Annotated in this window: 23 protein-coding genes; 2 read left to right on the forward strand and 21 right to left on the reverse strand. The window is 34.9% G+C overall.

Annotation, left to right across the window (positions count from 1 at the left end):
* Positions 1 to 39 precede the first annotated feature (39 nt).
* The 3 genes from AC1DF0_RS11635 to AC1DF0_RS11645 all read right to left on the reverse strand — a co-directional run bounded on the left by AC1DF0_RS11635 (position 40) and on the right by AC1DF0_RS11645 (position 2830).
* On the reverse strand, positions 40 to 396 hold the full coding sequence (locus AC1DF0_RS11635) for a hypothetical protein (RefSeq protein ID WP_477574026.1): 357 nt from the start codon (positions 394 to 396) through the stop codon (positions 40 to 42).
* Positions 397 to 468: 72 nt separating this feature from the next.
* Positions 469 to 2268, reverse strand: a complete 1800-nt coding sequence (locus AC1DF0_RS11640; RefSeq protein ID WP_477574027.1) for a PDDEXK family nuclease — start codon at positions 2266 to 2268, stop codon at positions 469 to 471.
* A gap of 127 nt (positions 2269 to 2395) precedes the next feature.
* Positions 2396 to 2830, reverse strand: a complete 435-nt coding sequence (locus AC1DF0_RS11645) for a hypothetical protein (RefSeq protein WP_477574028.1) — start codon at positions 2828 to 2830, stop codon at positions 2396 to 2398.
* A gap of 181 nt (positions 2831 to 3011) precedes the next feature.
* On the opposite strand from AC1DF0_RS11645, the gene AC1DF0_RS11650 reads away from it, so the two are divergent.
* Positions 3012 to 3440, forward strand: coding sequence for a hypothetical protein (locus AC1DF0_RS11650; RefSeq protein ID WP_477574029.1), 429 nt, complete (start codon positions 3012 to 3014; stop codon positions 3438 to 3440).
* A gap of 232 nt (positions 3441 to 3672) precedes the next feature.
* A complete protein-coding gene (locus tag AC1DF0_RS11655) occupies positions 3673 to 3831 on the forward strand; it encodes a hypothetical protein (protein WP_477574030.1) in 159 nt (52 codons plus the stop codon).
* Positions 3832 to 3973: 142 nt separating this feature from the next.
* Here the strand turns inward: AC1DF0_RS11655 and AC1DF0_RS11660 are convergent, their stop codons facing one another.
* The 18 genes from AC1DF0_RS11660 to AC1DF0_RS11745 form a co-directional block, all read right to left on the reverse strand.
* The gene (locus AC1DF0_RS11660; RefSeq protein WP_477574031.1) at positions 3974 to 4705 is read right to left on the reverse strand and encodes a type II toxin-antitoxin system VapC family toxin; all 732 of its coding nucleotides are present in this window, start codon (positions 4703 to 4705) and stop codon (positions 3974 to 3976) included.
* A gap of 3 nt (positions 4706 to 4708) precedes the next feature.
* Entirely contained in the window at positions 4709 to 4882 is a 174-nt protein-coding gene (locus AC1DF0_RS11665; protein WP_477574032.1) for a hypothetical protein, read from the reverse strand.
* Between the two features lie 302 nt (positions 4883 to 5184).
* Positions 5185 to 6186: a tyrosine-type recombinase/integrase gene (locus AC1DF0_RS11670; RefSeq protein WP_477574033.1), complete on the reverse strand. Its 1002-nt coding sequence runs from the start codon at positions 6184 to 6186 to the stop codon at positions 5185 to 5187.
* A 21-nt stretch (positions 6187 to 6207) separates the two neighbouring features.
* Positions 6208 to 6642 (reverse strand): hypothetical protein, encoded by a 435-nt coding sequence (locus AC1DF0_RS11675; protein WP_477574034.1) that lies wholly within the window; start codon positions 6640 to 6642, stop codon positions 6208 to 6210.
* Positions 6632 to 7183 (reverse strand): hypothetical protein, encoded by a 552-nt coding sequence (locus tag AC1DF0_RS11680; RefSeq protein WP_477574035.1) that lies wholly within the window; start codon positions 7181 to 7183, stop codon positions 6632 to 6634. Before AC1DF0_RS11680 ends, AC1DF0_RS11675 begins: the two co-directional genes overlap by 11 nt.
* Before the next feature lie 19 nt (positions 7184 to 7202).
* Positions 7203 to 8627 (reverse strand): LamG-like jellyroll fold domain-containing protein, encoded by a 1425-nt coding sequence (locus AC1DF0_RS11685; RefSeq protein ID WP_477574036.1) that lies wholly within the window; start codon positions 8625 to 8627, stop codon positions 7203 to 7205.
* 7 nt (positions 8628 to 8634) lie between these two features.
* Positions 8635 to 8943, reverse strand: a complete 309-nt coding sequence (locus AC1DF0_RS11690; RefSeq protein ID WP_477574037.1) for a hypothetical protein — start codon at positions 8941 to 8943, stop codon at positions 8635 to 8637.
* A complete protein-coding gene (locus AC1DF0_RS11695; protein ID WP_477574038.1) occupies positions 8943 to 9440 on the reverse strand; it encodes a hypothetical protein in 498 nt (165 codons plus the stop codon). The genes AC1DF0_RS11690 and AC1DF0_RS11695 overlap by 1 nt, the downstream gene beginning before the upstream one ends.
* An 18-nt stretch (positions 9441 to 9458) precedes the next feature.
* The gene (locus tag AC1DF0_RS11700) at positions 9459 to 10139 is read right to left on the reverse strand and encodes a hypothetical protein (RefSeq protein WP_477574039.1); all 681 of its coding nucleotides are present in this window, start codon (positions 10137 to 10139) and stop codon (positions 9459 to 9461) included.
* A 187-nt stretch (positions 10140 to 10326) separates the two neighbouring features.
* Positions 10327 to 11121 carry a hypothetical protein gene (locus AC1DF0_RS11705; protein WP_477574040.1) on the reverse strand — a complete coding sequence of 265 codons (795 nt, stop codon included), beginning with the start codon at positions 11119 to 11121 and terminating at the stop codon, positions 10327 to 10329.
* An 18-nt stretch (positions 11122 to 11139) separates the two neighbouring features.
* Complete coding sequence (locus tag AC1DF0_RS11710) at positions 11140 to 11886, reverse strand: hypothetical protein (RefSeq protein ID WP_477574041.1); 747 nt, start codon at positions 11884 to 11886, stop codon at positions 11140 to 11142.
* 534 nt (positions 11887 to 12420) lie between these two features.
* The gene (locus AC1DF0_RS11715) at positions 12421 to 13389 is read right to left on the reverse strand and encodes a hypothetical protein (protein WP_477574042.1); all 969 of its coding nucleotides are present in this window, start codon (positions 13387 to 13389) and stop codon (positions 12421 to 12423) included.
* Between the two features lie 7 nt (positions 13390 to 13396).
* A complete protein-coding gene (locus AC1DF0_RS11720) occupies positions 13397 to 13885 on the reverse strand; it encodes a hypothetical protein (protein ID WP_477574043.1) in 489 nt (162 codons plus the stop codon).
* Positions 13886 to 13912: 27 nt separating this feature from the next.
* The gene (locus AC1DF0_RS11725; RefSeq protein WP_477574044.1) at positions 13913 to 14614 is read right to left on the reverse strand and encodes a hypothetical protein; all 702 of its coding nucleotides are present in this window, start codon (positions 14612 to 14614) and stop codon (positions 13913 to 13915) included.
* Positions 14615 to 14676: 62 nt separating this feature from the next.
* On the reverse strand, positions 14677 to 15666 hold the full coding sequence (locus tag AC1DF0_RS11730; protein WP_477574045.1) for a hypothetical protein: 990 nt from the start codon (positions 15664 to 15666) through the stop codon (positions 14677 to 14679).
* 34 nt (positions 15667 to 15700) lie between these two features.
* Complete coding sequence (locus AC1DF0_RS11735; protein ID WP_477574046.1) at positions 15701 to 16153, reverse strand: hypothetical protein; 453 nt, start codon at positions 16151 to 16153, stop codon at positions 15701 to 15703.
* 25 nt (positions 16154 to 16178) lie between these two features.
* Positions 16179 to 17639: a hypothetical protein gene (locus AC1DF0_RS11740; protein ID WP_477574047.1), complete on the reverse strand. Its 1461-nt coding sequence runs from the start codon at positions 17637 to 17639 to the stop codon at positions 16179 to 16181.
* Between the two features lie 36 nt (positions 17640 to 17675).
* Positions 17676 to 19268, reverse strand: a complete 1593-nt coding sequence (locus tag AC1DF0_RS11745; protein ID WP_477574048.1) for a hypothetical protein — start codon at positions 19266 to 19268, stop codon at positions 17676 to 17678.
* Positions 19269 to 19276: the final 8 nt, after the last annotated feature.

Raw genomic sequence — 19276 nt, forward strand, 5'->3', positions numbered from 1 at the left:
GTAAGTTACMTACTCTTTGGACAAAATTATATGCAATTATTAGTTCATGTAATGGCTGATTGAACTTTTTACTTCAAGAAAATCTTGTTTGTATTTTGGTTTATCAGTTTCATCACTTAATTTATAGTATTCTGCATATTGACTCATTTCTAATATACTTTGTAATAAACCTTGAATATCTTCGTCGTATGCTTCAATATTGGTGTCCACCTTAATGTTAAAATCGTTTAACTTTTTTTTGTTGGACTCTGAAATCTCTTTACCATCTACCATATTAGCGACTAAGATATCGTAAATTTCATTAGCTTGTTTTTCCATTTTATCTGATTCGCTAGCGGAGCATCCGACAAGAAAGAGAAACACAATCACTGATATCATAAACAAACTAAATCGCAAGTTAACACCGCCCCATAACATTGTATTGGATTAATTATACAATATAATGTGGAACGATGGGGCATTTGTTTGCTAAGATTGATGATTAATTCGATTCTTAATTCGATTCGATTTTTCCCCTCTTAATTCTTCTGATTGCCATACACCTTGACATGCAATTGAGCAAAACCTTTTTGTACTGCTATTAGGTAATATCATTTCTTTATTACACATCTCACAATATTTAATTTTGTTTTGCTCCTTTTTTCTATATTTATTTGCACACTCATGACTGCAAAAATGGTTTTTAGACCTATTGTATTGTGTGGTGTTACATTCATTCGTTTCACCACATTCTTCACAATTAAATATAATCCTTTGACGACTTCCATTTTGTCTGCAAGCAGGAGAGCAAAATTTACTCGAAACAGATCTGCCTTTACGAACCATATAGTATTTATTGCAATGATTACATTTCTTCTGAACTTGACTGTACATTGGATTATTTTCTTTAACTTTTGATTTATTGTGTTTTCCTAAACATGAACTTGAGCAAAATACGTTAGTCTGCTTTCCTTGTAGTATTAGCTTGTGCCTATATGCCGTCAATCGCACTTGTTTATTGCATATTTCGCATGAATATTCAAATCTTTTTCCATGGTTAAAGAATATTTTCTTACAATCGTTACTGCAAAAGTGTCTGTTATTTCTTTCGTAATGAATTAGAAGTTGGTCAGTCTCCTTTTGACAGTACTCGCAGTGGAATTTTATGTGCTTTTCTTCTTGCCTCTGACTTCGTTGCTCTTTTAAAGTTGTTTCTATATATTTACTTATTTCCTCTCTGCTCATATCCATATAGGGAATCACTTTTCTATTTAATATTTTCAATTCCCCTTCTCGATTTAAGGCATATCCTGAACTGTGATAATCGTCAATGATTCCCTTGTTCTCAACAAATTTTTTAATTAATGCTTCACATAGACTAGGATTATTCTCAATATCAAACTCCCACAAATACAGTGTGTTTTGATTATATTTATTCTTCATTAAAGTGCTTTTGGCTTTATCGCACACAATACGATTCATTTGAATATTATACTCGATCAAATCATAAAGCCTTCTATCACAATGCCAGTATGTACCCATTACTTCTATGAAAAGATTATGCTTTATTAAATAGTTGTCAAAGGCATAGAAATCCATTACGTACTCATTCTCATAATCTATTTTCATTTTTTTGAGCAATTTATTTATAACTCTTTGTGGAGATGTGTCTGTATTTATTGTTCCATTCTGAAGCATTTCTAGCATTTTGATTCTCATTAAACCTTTAAATTCTTCACTCTGAGAAAATACATTTCTATGATGTTCCCTTTTACAAATGATGTTACAAAAGTTATACTTTTTATTATTATTAATCTTATACTTTGTCCTCAGTAATGTTTCCTTACACCAATCACATTCAACTTCAAACCTATCTACATAAACAGAACTACTTTCACCTTTAAATGCTATGCTTTGCCAAGCAGCAAGACATACTTTGGAACAGAATCTAGCTGTTTGTTCTTGATAGGGCTTTATTTCATACTCTTTTTGGCAAAACTCGCACTCTCTTTGGATTCTATTCTTCGGTTTTTTTGCATTGTAATCCGTTGAGCATTTATGACAACAAAAAAATGTTTTCTGCTTTTTTAATTTTGATGGTATTACTTTCGTAAGTTTAGAACAATTGTAACATTCTATGTCTACACTTGTGGTTTGGCTTATATCACAACATTTCCTGCAACAAAAGCGATTAATGCCTTTACTAACTTTGTAAAGCGTTGATTGATATTCTTTATTACAACTTGTGTTCTCACAATTCACCATGACTTTTGGACTTGCTTTAGGCACTTCGATCACTCCTACTTGTTTCAGTATTGACTCCCTAAATCAATTCTGCGGAAGAGGAGTGGAGTGTATCTCTTCTTGTCAGTATTGGTAGCTAATCAATACCTATCCGCAGCAAACTTATAAATAACTAAATCAAACATTCTACGCGACTCTCTGGCCTCTCCATATGCCTCTCGTAAAGCATCTCAGGAGTCAGATCCTCTCCTAAAGCCTTATCCAGATCAAACAACACCCTATTCCCCGCATATTGGACGAATTTCGTTTCAATAGCATCCTGAATGTCGAGTACAATTAGATCTACAAACTCCTCTTTGCTCATTTGATTCTGCTCAATTTTCCATTGACGCAGCTCACGATTGGCTTCCTTGAATTCATCTGGATTACCGCTCCATAGCTCGAACCATTTAGAGAGGTCAGATTGTGTCTTAATAAGAAAGTTGGACTCTTCGTATTCATCAGAAAGTACTCCATAATAAAATTCTATGTATGCCAGTAAATCAGTTTTCGAGTTAGTCATGTTGTCTGAAAGTTGAATCAGGTTAATAGCTTGTGATTGTTGCATTTCACTCAACTCCATTCAATTTAATGTTAAATTGTATGATGTAATGCTATCACAAACGGTGTAATTTTGTCAATGTAAAACTACATTAATTAGTGTAATATTAAATCATATATGAAATTCAATTTTTTATTTTGTATAGAAATAAACTGCGTGGTATAATACTAAATTAAGAGGTGGTTAAATGGATTCGTTTAAAGATCAGTTAAAAATGATACTTTTAGAAAACAAAATTACTATGACTCAATTAGTCCAAAGACTAAATGATAAGTTCAATCGAAGTGACTCAATTCAAAACTTGAACAATAAGTTAACCAAGGGGACTATTAGATATTCAGAAGTAATGGAAATAGCAGATGCTCTTGATTATGAAATTTTATGGATGCCTAAGAATAATGGCTACATCCCACCTGAAGAATTGACAGATTCTAATGATATGTATTTAAAGACTACAGGCGAGAGTTTTACTGCATTTAGCTTTGAAGAGTTGGCAATGTTAAAGGAATTGATAGCTGAATATAAAGTTTCGAACAATATTTTGAATGCAGCTTCAGGTGAAGTTGCTCGTTTAAATAAGAACCTAGAGAATGATAGAAGTAAACCAAAAGAATAACCAATCACAACAAAGACCTCCAACTAAGTGTTAGGGGTCTTTGTTGTATTGTTATATATACTTATACATCAGACTATACATATCTATATATAGAGTCGAATTTTGTCGAAAGTATACATGTAAAACTACATATAGAATTTTTATCTTGCTATTTATTCCAAGCCAGAATATACTAATCTTGTAGCACTCTTGCTTTTCAAGTGCTAATTCAAATTAGAAAGGAGGACAGGCCATGACATCATATCAAAGATCATATGGTAAGGGATATCACACTGGACACAAAGATGGAATGGGAAAAGGTGTTGTCTACACTATGGCAACTCTTGCAACTCTCGGAGCGATCTACTGGGCTGTAAACAAAGCGCAACAAAAGAAAGAGTTCTATGAGTAGTAGGATGTGATTACAACAAATGTACATACTGCGGGTAATTCAACTTGTACCTGAGTAGCTTAGCCACTGATTCGTATTAGATCAGTGGCTATTGTTTTTAGACAACAAAAAAGCCACTCTGCTGGAGAGTKACACAAACAAATTATGATTGGCTCACTGGAACAGTAATGTCTGGGAATTTCGATTTGAAATCAGATTCTCCCATTTCACTAAATAAATATTCCACTATACCTAATTTTTTCATCATATCTTCTAATGTAAACTGATCATTTTTATGAACCGTTGAAATCACATCAATATTTTGAACTTGATTCATATCTTTATCAATTGATATTAGATACTGACATCCAAAATTAATAGCTGTAGACACAATTGTTGCATCTGCTGATGCTTGCGGAAACGATGAAACATATTGCAACATATCATCAATGATTTGGTCACTTGATTCTATCAGTAATGTGTTTTTAATGAAAGATTGAATTTCCTTGGAAGCTATGTTATTATAATGCATCAATATTTGTGGCTGCATCTTAATTATCTGACTACTCCACATACCTTTGAATTTGTTAAATAGTCTCTTATATTCTCTATTGCTTGTAATTTGTCCTTGATTAATAATATGCTCTTGAATCTTATCATCAATATATAAAACACGAGCGAAAGTGTTAAGTAGTTCCACAATAACTATTTCTGATACGCATAATATTACTTCATTTTTTATCAAGTATGTAATAAAACAAAAACAAGGTAAATGTTTCTCATCTTTTTCATACAAATATGCAATTAACATGTTTGTATCAAGAAAGAAAGCATCTGTCCCTGTTAATGGAACGATGCTTTCTCCAAAGTCAAGTTTCTGTGGATGAGCAGACATAGACTATTTACCTCTTACTTCCCTAGAAATAGCATTTGCATTAATAGCATGCTTTGTCTTAATTGATCCACCAGATTTAATCATTTCACGTTTTCTTTCTGGAGTTAGTTGTTTCTTTTTTTCTGCAATTTTTGCTAAAGTTGCTGGTGACATTTTATTTCCTCCTCTTTTAATCATACCTACCTCCTAGAAATCATAGTCTAGGATAGATATGATATAATATCAGGAAATATGTATAAACGCTTAAAAGGTGGGTATAATATAAGCGCCAATATTACCCTCACTAATATTCTAACAATATACATGGTAGAAGTAAACTATTACCAACAAAAAATGAGCTGAAAATAGATAAATATATGGACTCAAAAAGGGAGTCTAAATCATGATAAAAAATAGGAGAGAAAATGTGTGAGAAATTAACCCTTAATTTAAGATAAAATAGCCAAGAAAAATTCCTCATGAAATGGGTGATTCATTGGCTAGAAAATATCACCCATGTCTTCTTGATCCTCACGTAAATCATAAAACTTCTCAGTGGTGGATGAATCTTTGTGTCCCAACAGTTTCTGAGCAAATTTAATATCGCGGCCACTTTTAAGAATATCAGTACTACGACTCGCTCTAGTGATATGAGGGTTAACACGACGACCTACAATATCCGAGATGATCTCTTTAAACCAGTCGTTTACAGTTGATGTTTTAATTTGATGGATCTCTTTGTTGTATATAGTAGTGAAAAGATAAGGGTTATCATCTTCTCCACGAATATCCAGCCACTTCTGAATATATTCTTTAGCTTTATCATCAAACATAAGAGCTCTTACTTCACCTTCAACGCCTTTTCCTTTGCAGCGCACCTTATGAGTCCAATAGTAATTTTTACCCTCGACAGGAGCGTAATCCATAATCTCTTTCCTGATTTGAATTACCTCACCTCTACGACAACCAGATGTGTACATGAAATAATAGAGAGCAAGAAGTCGCCAATTCTCATCTTCGATAAGTGTCTTTATGATTAACTCAGATTCATCTTCAGAAACAGGGACTTTTTCATAAACCTTGTTGAGGGTAGGATTAGGAACACCTTCAACGAAGTTTCTGAATGTTAGGTAGTCATCCTCTTCTTCGTAAAAGTTGATTATGTATTTACAAAAAGAAGAGCAAGCGCTACGTTTTAATTTGATTCCGCCTGAAGCCATTCCTCGTCTAATTAAGCTGTTCTGAAAACGAAGGTAATCTTTTTTCTTGATTTGATGTATCTGTTTCTCCGAACCATATGTGTCATGTATCCAACATAAGAATATCCTTAGAGCAGAGCGATACTGTGATACACTATTAGGTGATAAATGAGTCGACTCCGTCAAAAACTCTTCAACTAATCTTCTGTTTTCATCATTGCATTGTAAATATTGTTCGTCGGTGATGTCTGGAATTCTTGGTGCTCTTTCTCGTAACATATTTTTATTTATTATTTTACTCATCTGCTCATTCCTTACAACGAATTATTGAACATTAAATCCTCTTCGAGCTAATCCCTTTTTCATTTCTTGCTCCAACAATCCAGTTTCCTTCAGCTCTTCAATCGTATTTTCAGTAAATGGACGAGGGACACCATTAAAAGGGAAGTCATAAATATACCCCTCGCCACTTTCTACGATCTGCGCGACTTCTCTATCCCCATCAAATCTGATATTCTCTACTGAAATTGTGTTATCATCGACAACAGCCACTTCAATATTGTCTTGATCGATTAATCCACCTTGGTAACTTTTTCTCTCATATTGTTTTGGATCATAAACATCGTATACATCAGTTTGAATATGCTTTTGCATCGTCTTCACAGTGGCTTTTGCTATTTCTTGTTTTAGAACTGACAGTGATTGCTTCTCAATAAATTTAAGAGCTGCCTCAATCGAAGTGAAATCTTTATTCGCCATTACCGACATCTCCAATAGAAGGGAACATAGTACTCAAAATAATCTCTTTGTTTTCCATTTTCGAATTTTTGACGTATTCTCTTATCTTATTCTTTGTCTCAATATCTGTTTTAGCAATCTCTTTGAGAGCTTCAAATTTCTTCGTTAATCGATCTGTAATCTTAGCTACTTCGTTTTTGTCAAAAGCTTCAGCCACATTCTCCGCAATCTCGCTATTCAGAATTTTTTCAAAGATATCCAGCTTTTCTTCAAGTGATTTAGGTATTTCCTCAACTAGCGTAGAGAAGTGCAAAAGAATAAACACATTTAGGAAGTTCAAAACTTCTTTTTCAGTAAACGAGTCTATTTTACTTTCATACTCACCAATGAAATCTGAAAAGTCTTCAAGCAATGCCTCAATTTTCTGAGGACTAAAACGCCTATAAACCTCAGTGAATCCAACGCCATCTAATGATACTTTAACTAGTTCATCATATTTTTTATTTTCATCAATAATTGTATTGAGTGAAATTCTTGTTTTACTTTTAGTTGCTTTTGCCAATGTAATCTCTCCCTATTATTTAATTAGCATATTGAGTCCAAACACCACTAGCTGACTTTCCATATATATTCACTCTGTTATTTCCCTCTTGATAACACTCTGTCCAGTCAATCTCTGCTGTTGCGTTCGTGTTAGCTGCCAAAGCCCCACCAGAATCAGCTATTGCCCCAGTGTCATGTGAACTTCCCATAACTCTTACAACCCACTCAGTTACAGCAATATCAAACTTGAAAGTAACGGTAGATCTATCTGAACCAGTTGCTTTTCCTATCTTAGATCTAGTCATATTACTAACTGTAACTATAGGTGGGTCACTTGAAGAAGTTAGTATATATGTCACTATCATCTTCACATAGTCCACATACATCGTATAGTTTACAGTTGAGGTTGTTCTAGAAGCTCTAACTGCCATCTTAAATTCTGTTGAGGTTGTGTTATTCAACTCACTAATTGTCCAGACACCATGATCAGCAAATTTTTGAACTACAGCACTTGTTGGGCTGATCGGATTCACAAGCTCATATCCTCTTTCTAACTCATCAACTTCGGAATAAGACTGCAATCCCATTGTACTGACAATTGTACCTGTTCCTGCAACATACCATTTGACCTCTGCTACTAGCGAAGTAATTGTGGCATCTGTAGGAATGGCGAAGTTAAAGCCTCCCAATACAAGATACGAAGTAGTGGAGATCGGAACAGGGATACTCGCATTAACATTATTCTCGGAATAGGAATCAGTAGGATTTACCCAATGATTTGAAGTCGTATAGTATGTGCTAGGAAAGTGAGTTGTTGTAACTATGTTGTAGTTAGTTAATCCAACTTCTCTTCCATACAGACTGTTATTGTAAATTTCCTCATCTGTTAAAGACCTATTATATTGACGTGCAAATGCAATATGGCCTTTAAAGTTTCCACCGCCATCATCTGTTCCAATTACGAGTTCACCAGAAACGCCTTTATAATCCTGTTCTACTGCAAAATTTCTTTCGAAAATCCCATTAATGTACAAAGCAACACTTGTTGCAGATACTCTTTTGATGGTATATGTCGTGTGTTCGCCAATTCTACCGTAATAACCTGACACCTTTGAACTAATACCATCTTGAACCCTGAAGACTTGATCACTATTAAAACTTACAGCCCTATAGGCTGCCGATGATCCAGACACATATCCAGATAATATGTAACCTGAGTTAGTTAAATCAGGAAGTTTCACACAAACTTCTACTGTGAAATCAGTTTGTATTGGAATGCTTGTTGTAAAAGATAAGGCTGATCTAGAGGTATCCGTACCTGAATAATAAACCCCATCTGTTTCTATAAGTACATTGGTTGAGTTTAAGTGATAAGCATTTCCGCTTAAGTCCAGCCATTGCGTCGAACTAGCTCCCTGTTTGCTGTTGTAGTAGTAAACAAGCCCACTTGTTGCAATTGCCATGTTGCACCTACCTTACTATAAATGAAGTATGTATCTCATCTCTGATGATTGAGATTTTTCCTCCAATATCAGCATTCCATTCGAAAGTAATACGATCATTGCCTGTTGTGAAATCAGTTGTATAGTCGTATTCGTATTTACCAATTGATATCCGATTATTTGAATCAATCACTATTTCCTGTTCAATTTCAAACTTATGATTATAGAAGATTAACTTAACGAAATCAGGATTCACCAACTGATTGTCATAGTTGTAAAATGTCGCTGAAAGTTTTACTGTACTACCTGCCAAATATATTTTACTCACTCGACTCACTAAGTCACCTCCTTAACTTCGTATATTGATTTCATCACCTTAATCTCATTCTCATTCCTCAGTGATAATATCTCATAATTAGCATTAAGAGAGTTTGAACTCACATTTAGCATCATATATGAAATATCGTCAGCAGTTTTCATCCCTGTTGTTGTTGAGATTATTTTAAGTGTTGATGCATTGATTATCCTGAACTTCTTATAGGTGGTCGATTCATTCTTCACTTCATCTGTTAGTGTTACAGATAAGGTAGTCTCGCCTAGTGGGAGGTTTTCAGTTGCAATTTCACCTATTAAGGTCGTATCGCTTGTTTGGAGGAAAGTTAAGGGATGTGCGATTCCTTGGCTATCTATTAAAACAATCTCCTGACAAGACATAAGTTTTTCATTTGAGATAATCTCAATATCAAAAACAGACGTACTTGCAACATAAGGTGGACAATATATCTGTGTTACTGGAGGGGTGGTATCTAATTCAAGTAGGAAAAAACTGCTCATTGCTAGTCACTCCCTATTTTAAGCACTCCACAGGCCAGCTTCATCCTTGATAAATACTTTAATAATTTTCGATCCATCGCCAGACTGAGCTAACTCTAAGTCTGAACCTTTTATGGAACATGAAATAGGTGTTTCAGATGGGAACGTACCAGTTGCAGACATATTTGTAGATCCATTTACCATGCCAATAAGGACACCTGTATTTTCAGCAGCATTCGTCGAGGAGACAACTTTGACTTTATATTCGGTGAAGATTTTATCTCCTGAGAATGTAAATGAACTCGTATTCTTGCCAGCAATCTTAGAAACTTTAGTAACGTCAGGAGTGCCTACACTAACTGTAGGAATCACTGTGTTTAGATTAATTGTATCTGTAACAGCAGAAGACTCATTGTAGACATCATCACGAATCTTAATACTTACAGACTTCGCACCATCTCCAGAAGATAGTTTAATTGTCTGAGAGGTGGAATAGGTTACCCATGTTGAAGCAACCTCTGTGGTTTGAATATTAGCGTTATGAGATGCATCAATGCCTGAACCCCATATCTTCATTTGATATCCTGTTGTAATGGGATCAGTTGTCGCAATATCACAGGATACAATCTGTGAAGTCGCATAAGTTGCATTGCCGTTGATGACCATAGTGACTGACGATGGAGGAGTTGTATCTAGTGTTAAGTTAAAATAGTTTGCCAATGAGTTCACCTCTTTTGTTAATATAAATAAGCCAACTTTTCACAGAGTTAGGTTTTAACCGCTCTGAAAAATTGGCTTATGATAATGGTTATTATTGAAAAAAAGCCGATGAAAGTTGGGTTTCATTAGCTAAAAAAGAGGAAGAAAGAATATTAGTAACTATTCCTCTCCCTCTCATGTATTAATATTAAGTAAGCAATGTTCCATCGTATAGCGTAATAGTATACATATCAGTTCCGTCAGCAGGCTTCAGGATCTCAATTGGCATAGTATGTACGGAAGGATCTCCATCTGCTGCCATTGTAAGAGACCAGTTGTCTTCCATCTTAGCCGATGGAATATTGATTTGAGCTGCATAATCTTTCTTATCGTATGGCGATTTAACGATAGCATCAAGAACTAGACCGAATGTACCAGCGAACTTATCAGACGAAATGGTAATTGTCTTAGCTGTTGCGTCTGTGTTTGCGTTATAGTAAGCGATTACCTTTGTGCCATCAGTAAACTCATCACCAAAGAATGTGAGAATTTTAGCTGTGCGACCATATTCACCAGCAGTAAGAGTCGTTGCAGAATAATCCAACTCTTCTCCATGTGTTCCATCTGGATTAGCTACATATACAGCTACAATTGCACCAGATCCATTAGGAGTGAATTTAAGCGAAGCAGTGTCATTGGTTACAGTTAGAACGTCACGTTGCTGAACTGATTTGACACCTGTCCACAGTTCATTACCTGTCATCATAGCTAGTGCAGCATTGTCGAACACGGCGTTCTCAAGGTTTGTTTTCGCTTCACGATTAGATGAGAAGCCAACAATTTTTGGGTTACCTGTTCCACCTCGGGCATAAACAGTCTCAGCGGAGTTCTCAATTCCACTCGTTTTCAAATCGGAAAGCCAGAAATAGGGTTTACGGGTAACAACGTTTACGAATGTAGCCTTTGGAACGTCACGAATAACCCAAGTATTTGGTGCAGTCATTATTAAAACATCTCCTTATTATCTGTGATCAATTATTTTTGACCAATGCATTTTGTTATAATTTATTTTTTTGGAATCGACATTCCCCGTGTAGATGCCAACCATTGTGTAGTGGTAATTCTCTATTACTTCGAGTCTATGGAAGCTATCATATAATTGATACACAGATAACCCACCTATATTAAAATGGTTAATAGAATTTGATTTACTCGCTAAACCAGAAATAATGCTATGCATATTCATTGTAGATTTGGGTTTAGGTTTCTTCTTTCTCCGAGCTAGCATTTCCTCAATTATTTTTCGAGTCTGTTCGTCAGCGGGGTTGTATTCTTCTTCTACGTTTTGTGTCTTTACTTGATTAGCGATTCGGACGATGGCTTGAATCAATTCTATGTTTTTATCAGTAATAAACCTCTGTTTAGAAAGATCCCCAACATAGAAAAAAGCCTCTTCGTCTGTGTGACCAAAAGAGACTTTTTCTCTAAATGTTAATTCCAAAGCATTTTTAAACTTTTCATAAAATGATTGATCGTGAATCATTAATGAAAGGATGACGGAAAAGGTATCTACTGTCTCGTCTTTTTCATTATCTGTTTTTCTTTTGATAATACTGTTATCAACTAAAAGGCATGTAAGGAATTCATTATACTTAGAAAACCCCAACTCGATTATATCGTTTAAGAGTGGACTGTATATGTCACCTACACCATCAATATGTATAGGCATACCCATTAATAGCTTTAATTCAATGTCATCCATATTCATATATCAGTCACCTAATTAAAATCAATTGATCTGTAAATGAGATACGCGCCTGAATACTCAGTATTAATCAACAAATCATCCATCTCAAAAAATTGAAGTCCACCAATCCCGATTCCTCTTTGAGAATTAAACAATTCATCAATAAGACTCACAATATGATCTACTCTTGTTTTTCCATAATCCGTTTTAAACAGGTTTGTATTAGTAAAGACCTCAATATATAAATGACCAACTTTAATAGATGCATTATTATTTGATTTCCTGACTTTTCTCAGTGAGACAGTTAGAAAGGTTTTTCTTTCAACATTAACTTTGGGTATAAATCTGTGTGGAAAAATATTCTCATAAACAAGAATACTTGGATCATCAAGCGGTGGTTGCTCTAAATAATTTGTTTCTGGATAGTATAATGCTTTTACTAAATCTTCATTTTCAAGTATGCGAGAAATAAGAGTATTCTTATACTCGGAAACTTCATCTAAACGTGCTATCTAGAGCACCTCCCTTGGCGATAAAAGTACTCTTTCATTGTGATTAATATAAACCTTTAATCTGAATCCGTTTTACACCTATTACACTAGCGTCTTCAGTCAGAACAGCCCTCAATTCAACGTATTGTCCTATGATTGTTCCAGCCTTCACTGTAGCCTCTGTAGAGCTCTGATTCGTAATAGAGGCTAGTGTAGTAGATCCGCTTTCAGAATCATCTAGAAGCTGCCATGTGACTATTTTTTGTGGATCAATAACCCCATCAGCAAACACTGAAGCAATATAGGTTTGACTCATCCCTTTTTTAATGTAATCTGATCCTACAATCACTATTGAATAACCAACCTCTACAGGCTCAGGAGTTGGAACAACAGGAGAGAAGTAGTCGGCAATTCCAAGTTCAAGATTATCCTTGGCCTTATCGATCTCATTTTCATCTAAGGTTAAAATTAGTAGCCCACTGACAGAGATACGATCTATCGCAGTCACTTTCCACGCTCTACCGTCAAAGATAAAACGTTTGTCTTTAGCTATATGCTTCGATTCCTCATTCAGTGGAATAATTAAATTTCGCCTTTCATTTCCAAAAGATAAGATTCTTCCGTCTGTAATTCCGAAATTTGTAGCGGGGTCTGATTTGAATGTAAAAGGAATCTCAATTAGCAATCCATTTTGATTTTGCCATTTTAAAATACCAACGCATTGTGTAATTATGCCTTTGGTATAGATAGATTCATTAGGATCAAGAGCTATAACTATCCAATTCTTATTATTCAATTCAAGGATATCACCGCAATTAAATGATTCACTAGGTCTAGAAATAGCTTTTTTTGTTCCCTCTTTTAGAGAATCGTCCATTATGATCATTTCTTGCTCAATACCATTAAGAAACACAATTTCAGAATATCTATCAAAATCGGATTCTATCTGTCTTTTAACATTAAGGAGATCGGCTTCTCTTTTGCTACTTACACCATGGACATTGTTTATCTTCCTAAAGTAGTTAATATCCATTTCACACCTACACTTGGTATTTAGAGAAATCAATACCCTTTAGTTTTCCTGTTAGTCTATCCCTAGACATATACTCTCGAATCAGACTGTTATTCGTATCTATTACTCCGTCTAACATATCTTTGAAAGTTTTACGTTCGTTAGCTGGAGAGAACACAGTCAGATCTTTAGGTGAGAACTTTGTTTCGAAAGCCTTGAGGAGAGACATATCTTTCTCAAAATATTTTTCTCTCATTAAGCTCGCAAGAAGGTCAACTTCATTCCTAGTAAGATCCTCAGCAAAAAGAGCTTGTTCTTCATCATAATCATTGAAATCTATATCAGGAGCGCAGCTAGATGTCAGTTTAGAAATAGATTCAATTAGGTAATCCTTTGCTCTCATTGTTGCTAATTCAATAGCCTCTTGGTCAGATACATTGTAATAAGAGAAAAAGCTGTTATCTTTCTCTATCTTTTTAAAGAATCGTTCATAAATMAATTCCCAGCTCGTAGACACGAGTGCGCTCCTTTCGAATATAAATTACTATTCCGCAGTATTGTTTGCAGCAGCTTTTGCTTGTTGCTTAGCTTCTTTAACGGCCTTTTTCAGCTCGTCCTTATGTTTTTGTTCAAGTTCAAGAATTTGTTTAGCGATTTCGTCTTTGAATTGTGCAGAAACTTCTTCTCTAATTTTTGCAATCTCTTCTTCAGATGGTTTTTTAGGCTCATTATTTTGTTCATCTACAGTTGCTGCAATGATGATATCGGATTTCTTTTGATTATTATAAAGCTCTTGATATCTTTTATTAACAACGTCTTTTACACGAATAGAAATATCATACATGCCTGTGTTCTCAAGCATAATAAGCATTCCACGTACTCGTTCTAGTAGAGAAGAACTTGTAATCTTAACTACTTTTTCAAGTCCTGATTTAGTTGGTTTGAGTAGAATCTTACGAATATCAGCATCTGATAAAATCTCTTCCCAATCTCGAATGCCCAGTTTTACATACACATCCTGTTCGAAATCCTTATCAAACCTAAGAATGCCTTCTCTAAAGATATTTGATTGGCTATTAGCTACACGAATCTCGGAAAAACTGATTGGAATTGCAAATGGTTGTTCTCCATCAGAATCTAGTGCAGGTTCAAAAAGGTATCCATCAGGCTTAATTTGAGTGGGAAACGAGGCAAAACTATCCGAATAGTTCAAAACATTAATAATTGTACTTTCAACAATTTCCATAACAATCTCTCCCTTAATATTATAGTGGAGAGGGTGTTTCCCTCTCCAAATTCAAAAATTGACTATGTAAGAACGATTTTTGCGATTTTATCAATGTGACTGAGCGAATAACCAAACTCAAATCCTGTGATTTTCAACTCGATGAGTTCACGCTTGTTGTCTGGAGTTTCATAAACTCTCAAATCTCCACGCATATCTAGTTCACCGATTTTACCTGCAATACCGAAAATGCGTTTGTCAGGCAGAAGCATTTTGTCATCACCAGTGCGCTTTGCTCCAGAGATAGTACCAATTTTCACTCCACCGAAAAAGTCTACGAGTCCATATCGATTGTATTTGTCTTTCATGCTGTCACTCATAAAATTCGAATGACCAGACATACGTGCAATTGCCTGTGCGTATTTAGACAATGAAACAGTCATAGGATTTTCACCACGATCAATTAGGTATAGCGCGAGTTGATCCATAGCGGCTTGTGTCGGAGCAGTACCCCCTGCGGAAATCAATTGGTCTCCTCCAGCAATTGCTGTATCGATTGCACTGAAAATATCAAAGAACATTTTATTTTGAAGTGCTTCTTTGGCGAACAAAGTAAGACCTGCAATTGTTTTAAATCCGTTACGTCTAAGGTCAACGTATGTAATCTCTGTTTCTACCTGTTTGTGCTTCCATACAGGTGTAGTGGCTTTAGGATCGATATAAGATTTATTTACCGAACCGCCTTTTGCAGCATCGTATGCAATAAGTGTGTTCTTAGGTGCTTCAACACTCTTTTTGTCATCAAACTCTCCAATTGCTCCTCGATCAAAGAGAGAGTCCAAGAGTTCATCTGGAACGTCATAAACTTCTGGTTGAACCGTTTTGATAATATAATTAGCGATTTCATGGTTGGGGTCAGAACCCTTTTCACCAATTTCCTTAGCCCATGCGTCAATTACCGAGGAGATTTCTTTATCTTCAGTATCAAGAACTCGTTTGGTTTCTACTTTGGTAGCCCACTCATAAACTCTACCTTTTTCATTCATTAAACTTGCAACTTCTGTATGCAACATATATTTTATACTTCCTTTCGATTTTTAGTGTTTATTAGACTACTTCAACAATTGCAAGAGTTTTTCCATTATCAACAGTTGTGCCAGCAAATTTTAGACCAGTTGCAGCAGCAGCTTTAATCAATTTCCCTTGGTTTGCACCTGCATCAGTTTCAACCTCAAGATAATCTCCAACAACCAATCCTGTAGAAACATATTCATTAGTGCCATATTTTTCACCAGACAATGGAGTTTCAAGCACTACATATTCTCCAGCATTGATTGTTTCGTAGCGTGTATCATAGTCGCTAAGTTCACCTTCAAGGGACATTAATCCAGTTGGGAATTGACCTTTGTCAACCAAATACAAACCAACCTGCGAAGTTGGAACAATAACAACACCATTTGTATAATCTTTTTGAACAAGGCGACCACGAACAGATGCAACAGATGCTTTAAAACCTGCATCAGCATTTTTATTAGATACTACTTGTAAACGTCTCAACATAATTATAAAATCCTCCTATAATAATTTAATTTTTTAGATATGACGACATGGTAACTTTATAATCAAAAGTAGTTTCGTCATTGTTTATATTTTTTTTAGCATTACTTGCTTCACCTTCGTTTTTAGATGAAGTTTCAATCACAGCAGGGGTCTCTTCAAGTTTCTTAATGAAACGTTCAGCAATAAGCGCTTTAATGCCTTTTTCATCAAGAGATTCGATCATCTCTTTAATTTCCTCAGAGGTTTCGATTTCATCGCAAGTGATGTAACCACCTTTAGAAGCGATCACTTTTAATTTTTCTTTCTTCTCGGCAATTTCTTGCTCTTGCACTACACGTTGTGCAGCCTCTACTTGCTCCTTAAATGGAGTGAGTTCATCAACTGTTGATTGAAGTTGCTCAATTTTCTCGCTTGCTGACAAGAGTGCTTCAACTTTAGATGCAAGTTCATTCTCGGCAGTTTCTTTTTGAGTTGTGATTTGTCTGATTTCAGTTTCTTTTTCACTAAGAAGTTTTGCTGTATCATTCAAATCAAGACTAATGCTTACATTTGTTCTTTCCGAAATTAATTTACTTAGTTTTGTTTCTGTGCTTTCACCAATAGAAACAACATCATCGGCAATAGAGTATGTAATAACTAAATAATCGTCCTCTGAATCTCTTTCGATGTCGTAGGCTAAAATCTTATGATCTTCAGGATATATCTCCCACACACTATAGTATGGATTACTATTCCAACCTTTTGGATTTAGCGCTTCACGCACTTTTTGATGCAGGTCTCTAGTAGTAAGTGCAGAAGTGTTTACTTTTCCCATATTTGAATCCTCCTCTTTAGTTGATATTTGATATATATCATTTAGTAGTGCTATCGTAAGTTCATCTCTCTCTTCATTCTGATTAGTAGCAACTGAGAGAAGCCCTGAACTATCATAGGCAGGTTCTACATTTTCACCTAATAATGCATGACCGATGAAGATACCTTTATCAATTACCTTGACTTCTTTACCATTTATGGTCTCCAAGTGGCTTTCGATTACTTGTATTTCCCACGAGGTCTTGATTCCAGACTCGGAAGTTGCTCTACTTTTAATGACTTCATACGCCTGAGTAAATCTCTTCCAGACTTTTGCCGAAGCAACTATATGTTCTTTATCATCAATTGTTTCGATTGCTACGTTATAGAAACTACCAAATGCAGATGTGTCAAATTCAATATCTTGATATTTCTTGCCATTCTCATCAAGTTTCTCAACAATTTTGACATTGTGACCTGAAAAGTCTTTTTTACCATTACGTTTTGTTATTACTTTTCCAACGAGAGGTTTAATTTCTAATGTGTTTTTCCAATTATCGATTGTATCTCTATTGAGCGAAACATCGTTTTTGTTAGGGTCAAAATCACAAATTATAAACTTTGCATCTATAGTGTCAGTCTCGGATTCACTTATGATGACTTTGTGCGAACTAAATAATTTAATAACATCCATATTCTTGTTTTCTCACCACCTCTCGCTGTAGAATTTCTATTCTGATCCTCTACGGTCTTGATCTTCTACTTGTTTATCAGGATTTTTGTTATCTACAGGCCTTCCACCTGTTGAATCTCCATTGCTTGTGTACGATGTTAAACGTGGTGTAAATATCTCTTCAAATCCTTCTTTGTTTTCTTTGATTCTACGTTGTTTCTCTTCACTTACTGATATTCCAAACAAACCGAGCGAAGTCTCGTAGCTAAGATTCATTTTGCTAAACAAAATATCAATTAAAGAAAGTTTAATATCATTTGATAACATTTCTGCATCTATAATATTAATTTCAGGGCAATATTCTAAAGGAATGTCATTTTCAAGTAGTAGAACACAATACCATTTTTCTAAAATGTCTTCTAATTGTTCTGAGATCTTATTAATTGTTTTCATAAGTTCTAGAATACTTATATTAGCTACAGTGAATGTCTGTTTAGAATCTTGATTTAGAAATCCAATACCAAGGGCAGTCATAATTTTACTTCTATAATGGCTAATGTTACTGATATTTGTTGTTTCTACTGTTGGCTCTATGTATTTAATATCCTCAACGAAAGCTGCTCCAGTATAAATAACAGTCTCACTTTTCCATGCTTGCATAAAAGTATCGTGAGCATATGCCATTTCTTCGAATGCCTTTGATTGACCATCTTGTCCAAGTAGTTCTTTCCTGAGTTTCTGAAAGATTATTTTCTTTCCTTTTGCCTTTGCATTAATACGATCAGTGTTTTCAAATGTATCAAGCATTACCGCTGACTTAAATGTTCTAAATATAGGTGTAACACCATATTTTCTGTTTATGTTATTTACTCTTATAACACCTGTGTTTTCTACGTTTAATTTAGCATATTGATCTTTTGCTTTATAAGCATCAAAAACTTCAATTGGATAGTTATTCTTCAATTCATCCTCGATGTTGTCAAAGAATAGATTACTACCATTTTTCTTCTTTTTGACCGTTTTCTTTAAACGTGACACTAGTTCGCTTACGTTTATTAATACAATTGGCTCTCCGTCAATTTCGTAATCGCTTATCTCAGCTACTCCTAGAGGAAAATGGTCAACTACATAATTACCTTTTGTGTTTGTTCTAAGGTAAGATATAAAGTTTCCTTCTGCATAAGAAATTGGAATAGATTTTCTCAGTAATTGTTTAAGGTTGATGGAACGATTAAAATTTTTAATTAAACTTTTGGCATTCTCAAGAGTTCTTAACTTGTTTCTGTTTCCACTGAAATCACTGTACGACAATTTAAAGTTTGTATTAATATTACTTTCAATAGTCTCGTAGATCTTTCCAATCAAATCGTCCTTATTGATGTAATACTTAGCTAAACCATTAATTCTTTTTACTTTATGTATATCATTCTGAGGATTGTCTGCAAGAGAATCTATTTCTTCATTTGTTATTACGGCTTTTCCCAATGAATTTTCATTTAGGTATGTTGAATACTGGTGATAGTTGTTGTTAAAATTGAACATTGCATTTTCAAGCCACTTTTGAGTTTGTTCCTGCGAAGTTAAGATGATCGTATCATCGTCCTTAGTCTTAGAAGCAATTATCACTTGAAAATCTTCCGAATGTGACACATGTTCGC

This window comes from Paenibacillus sp. 05T425, from assembly GCF_056396205.1.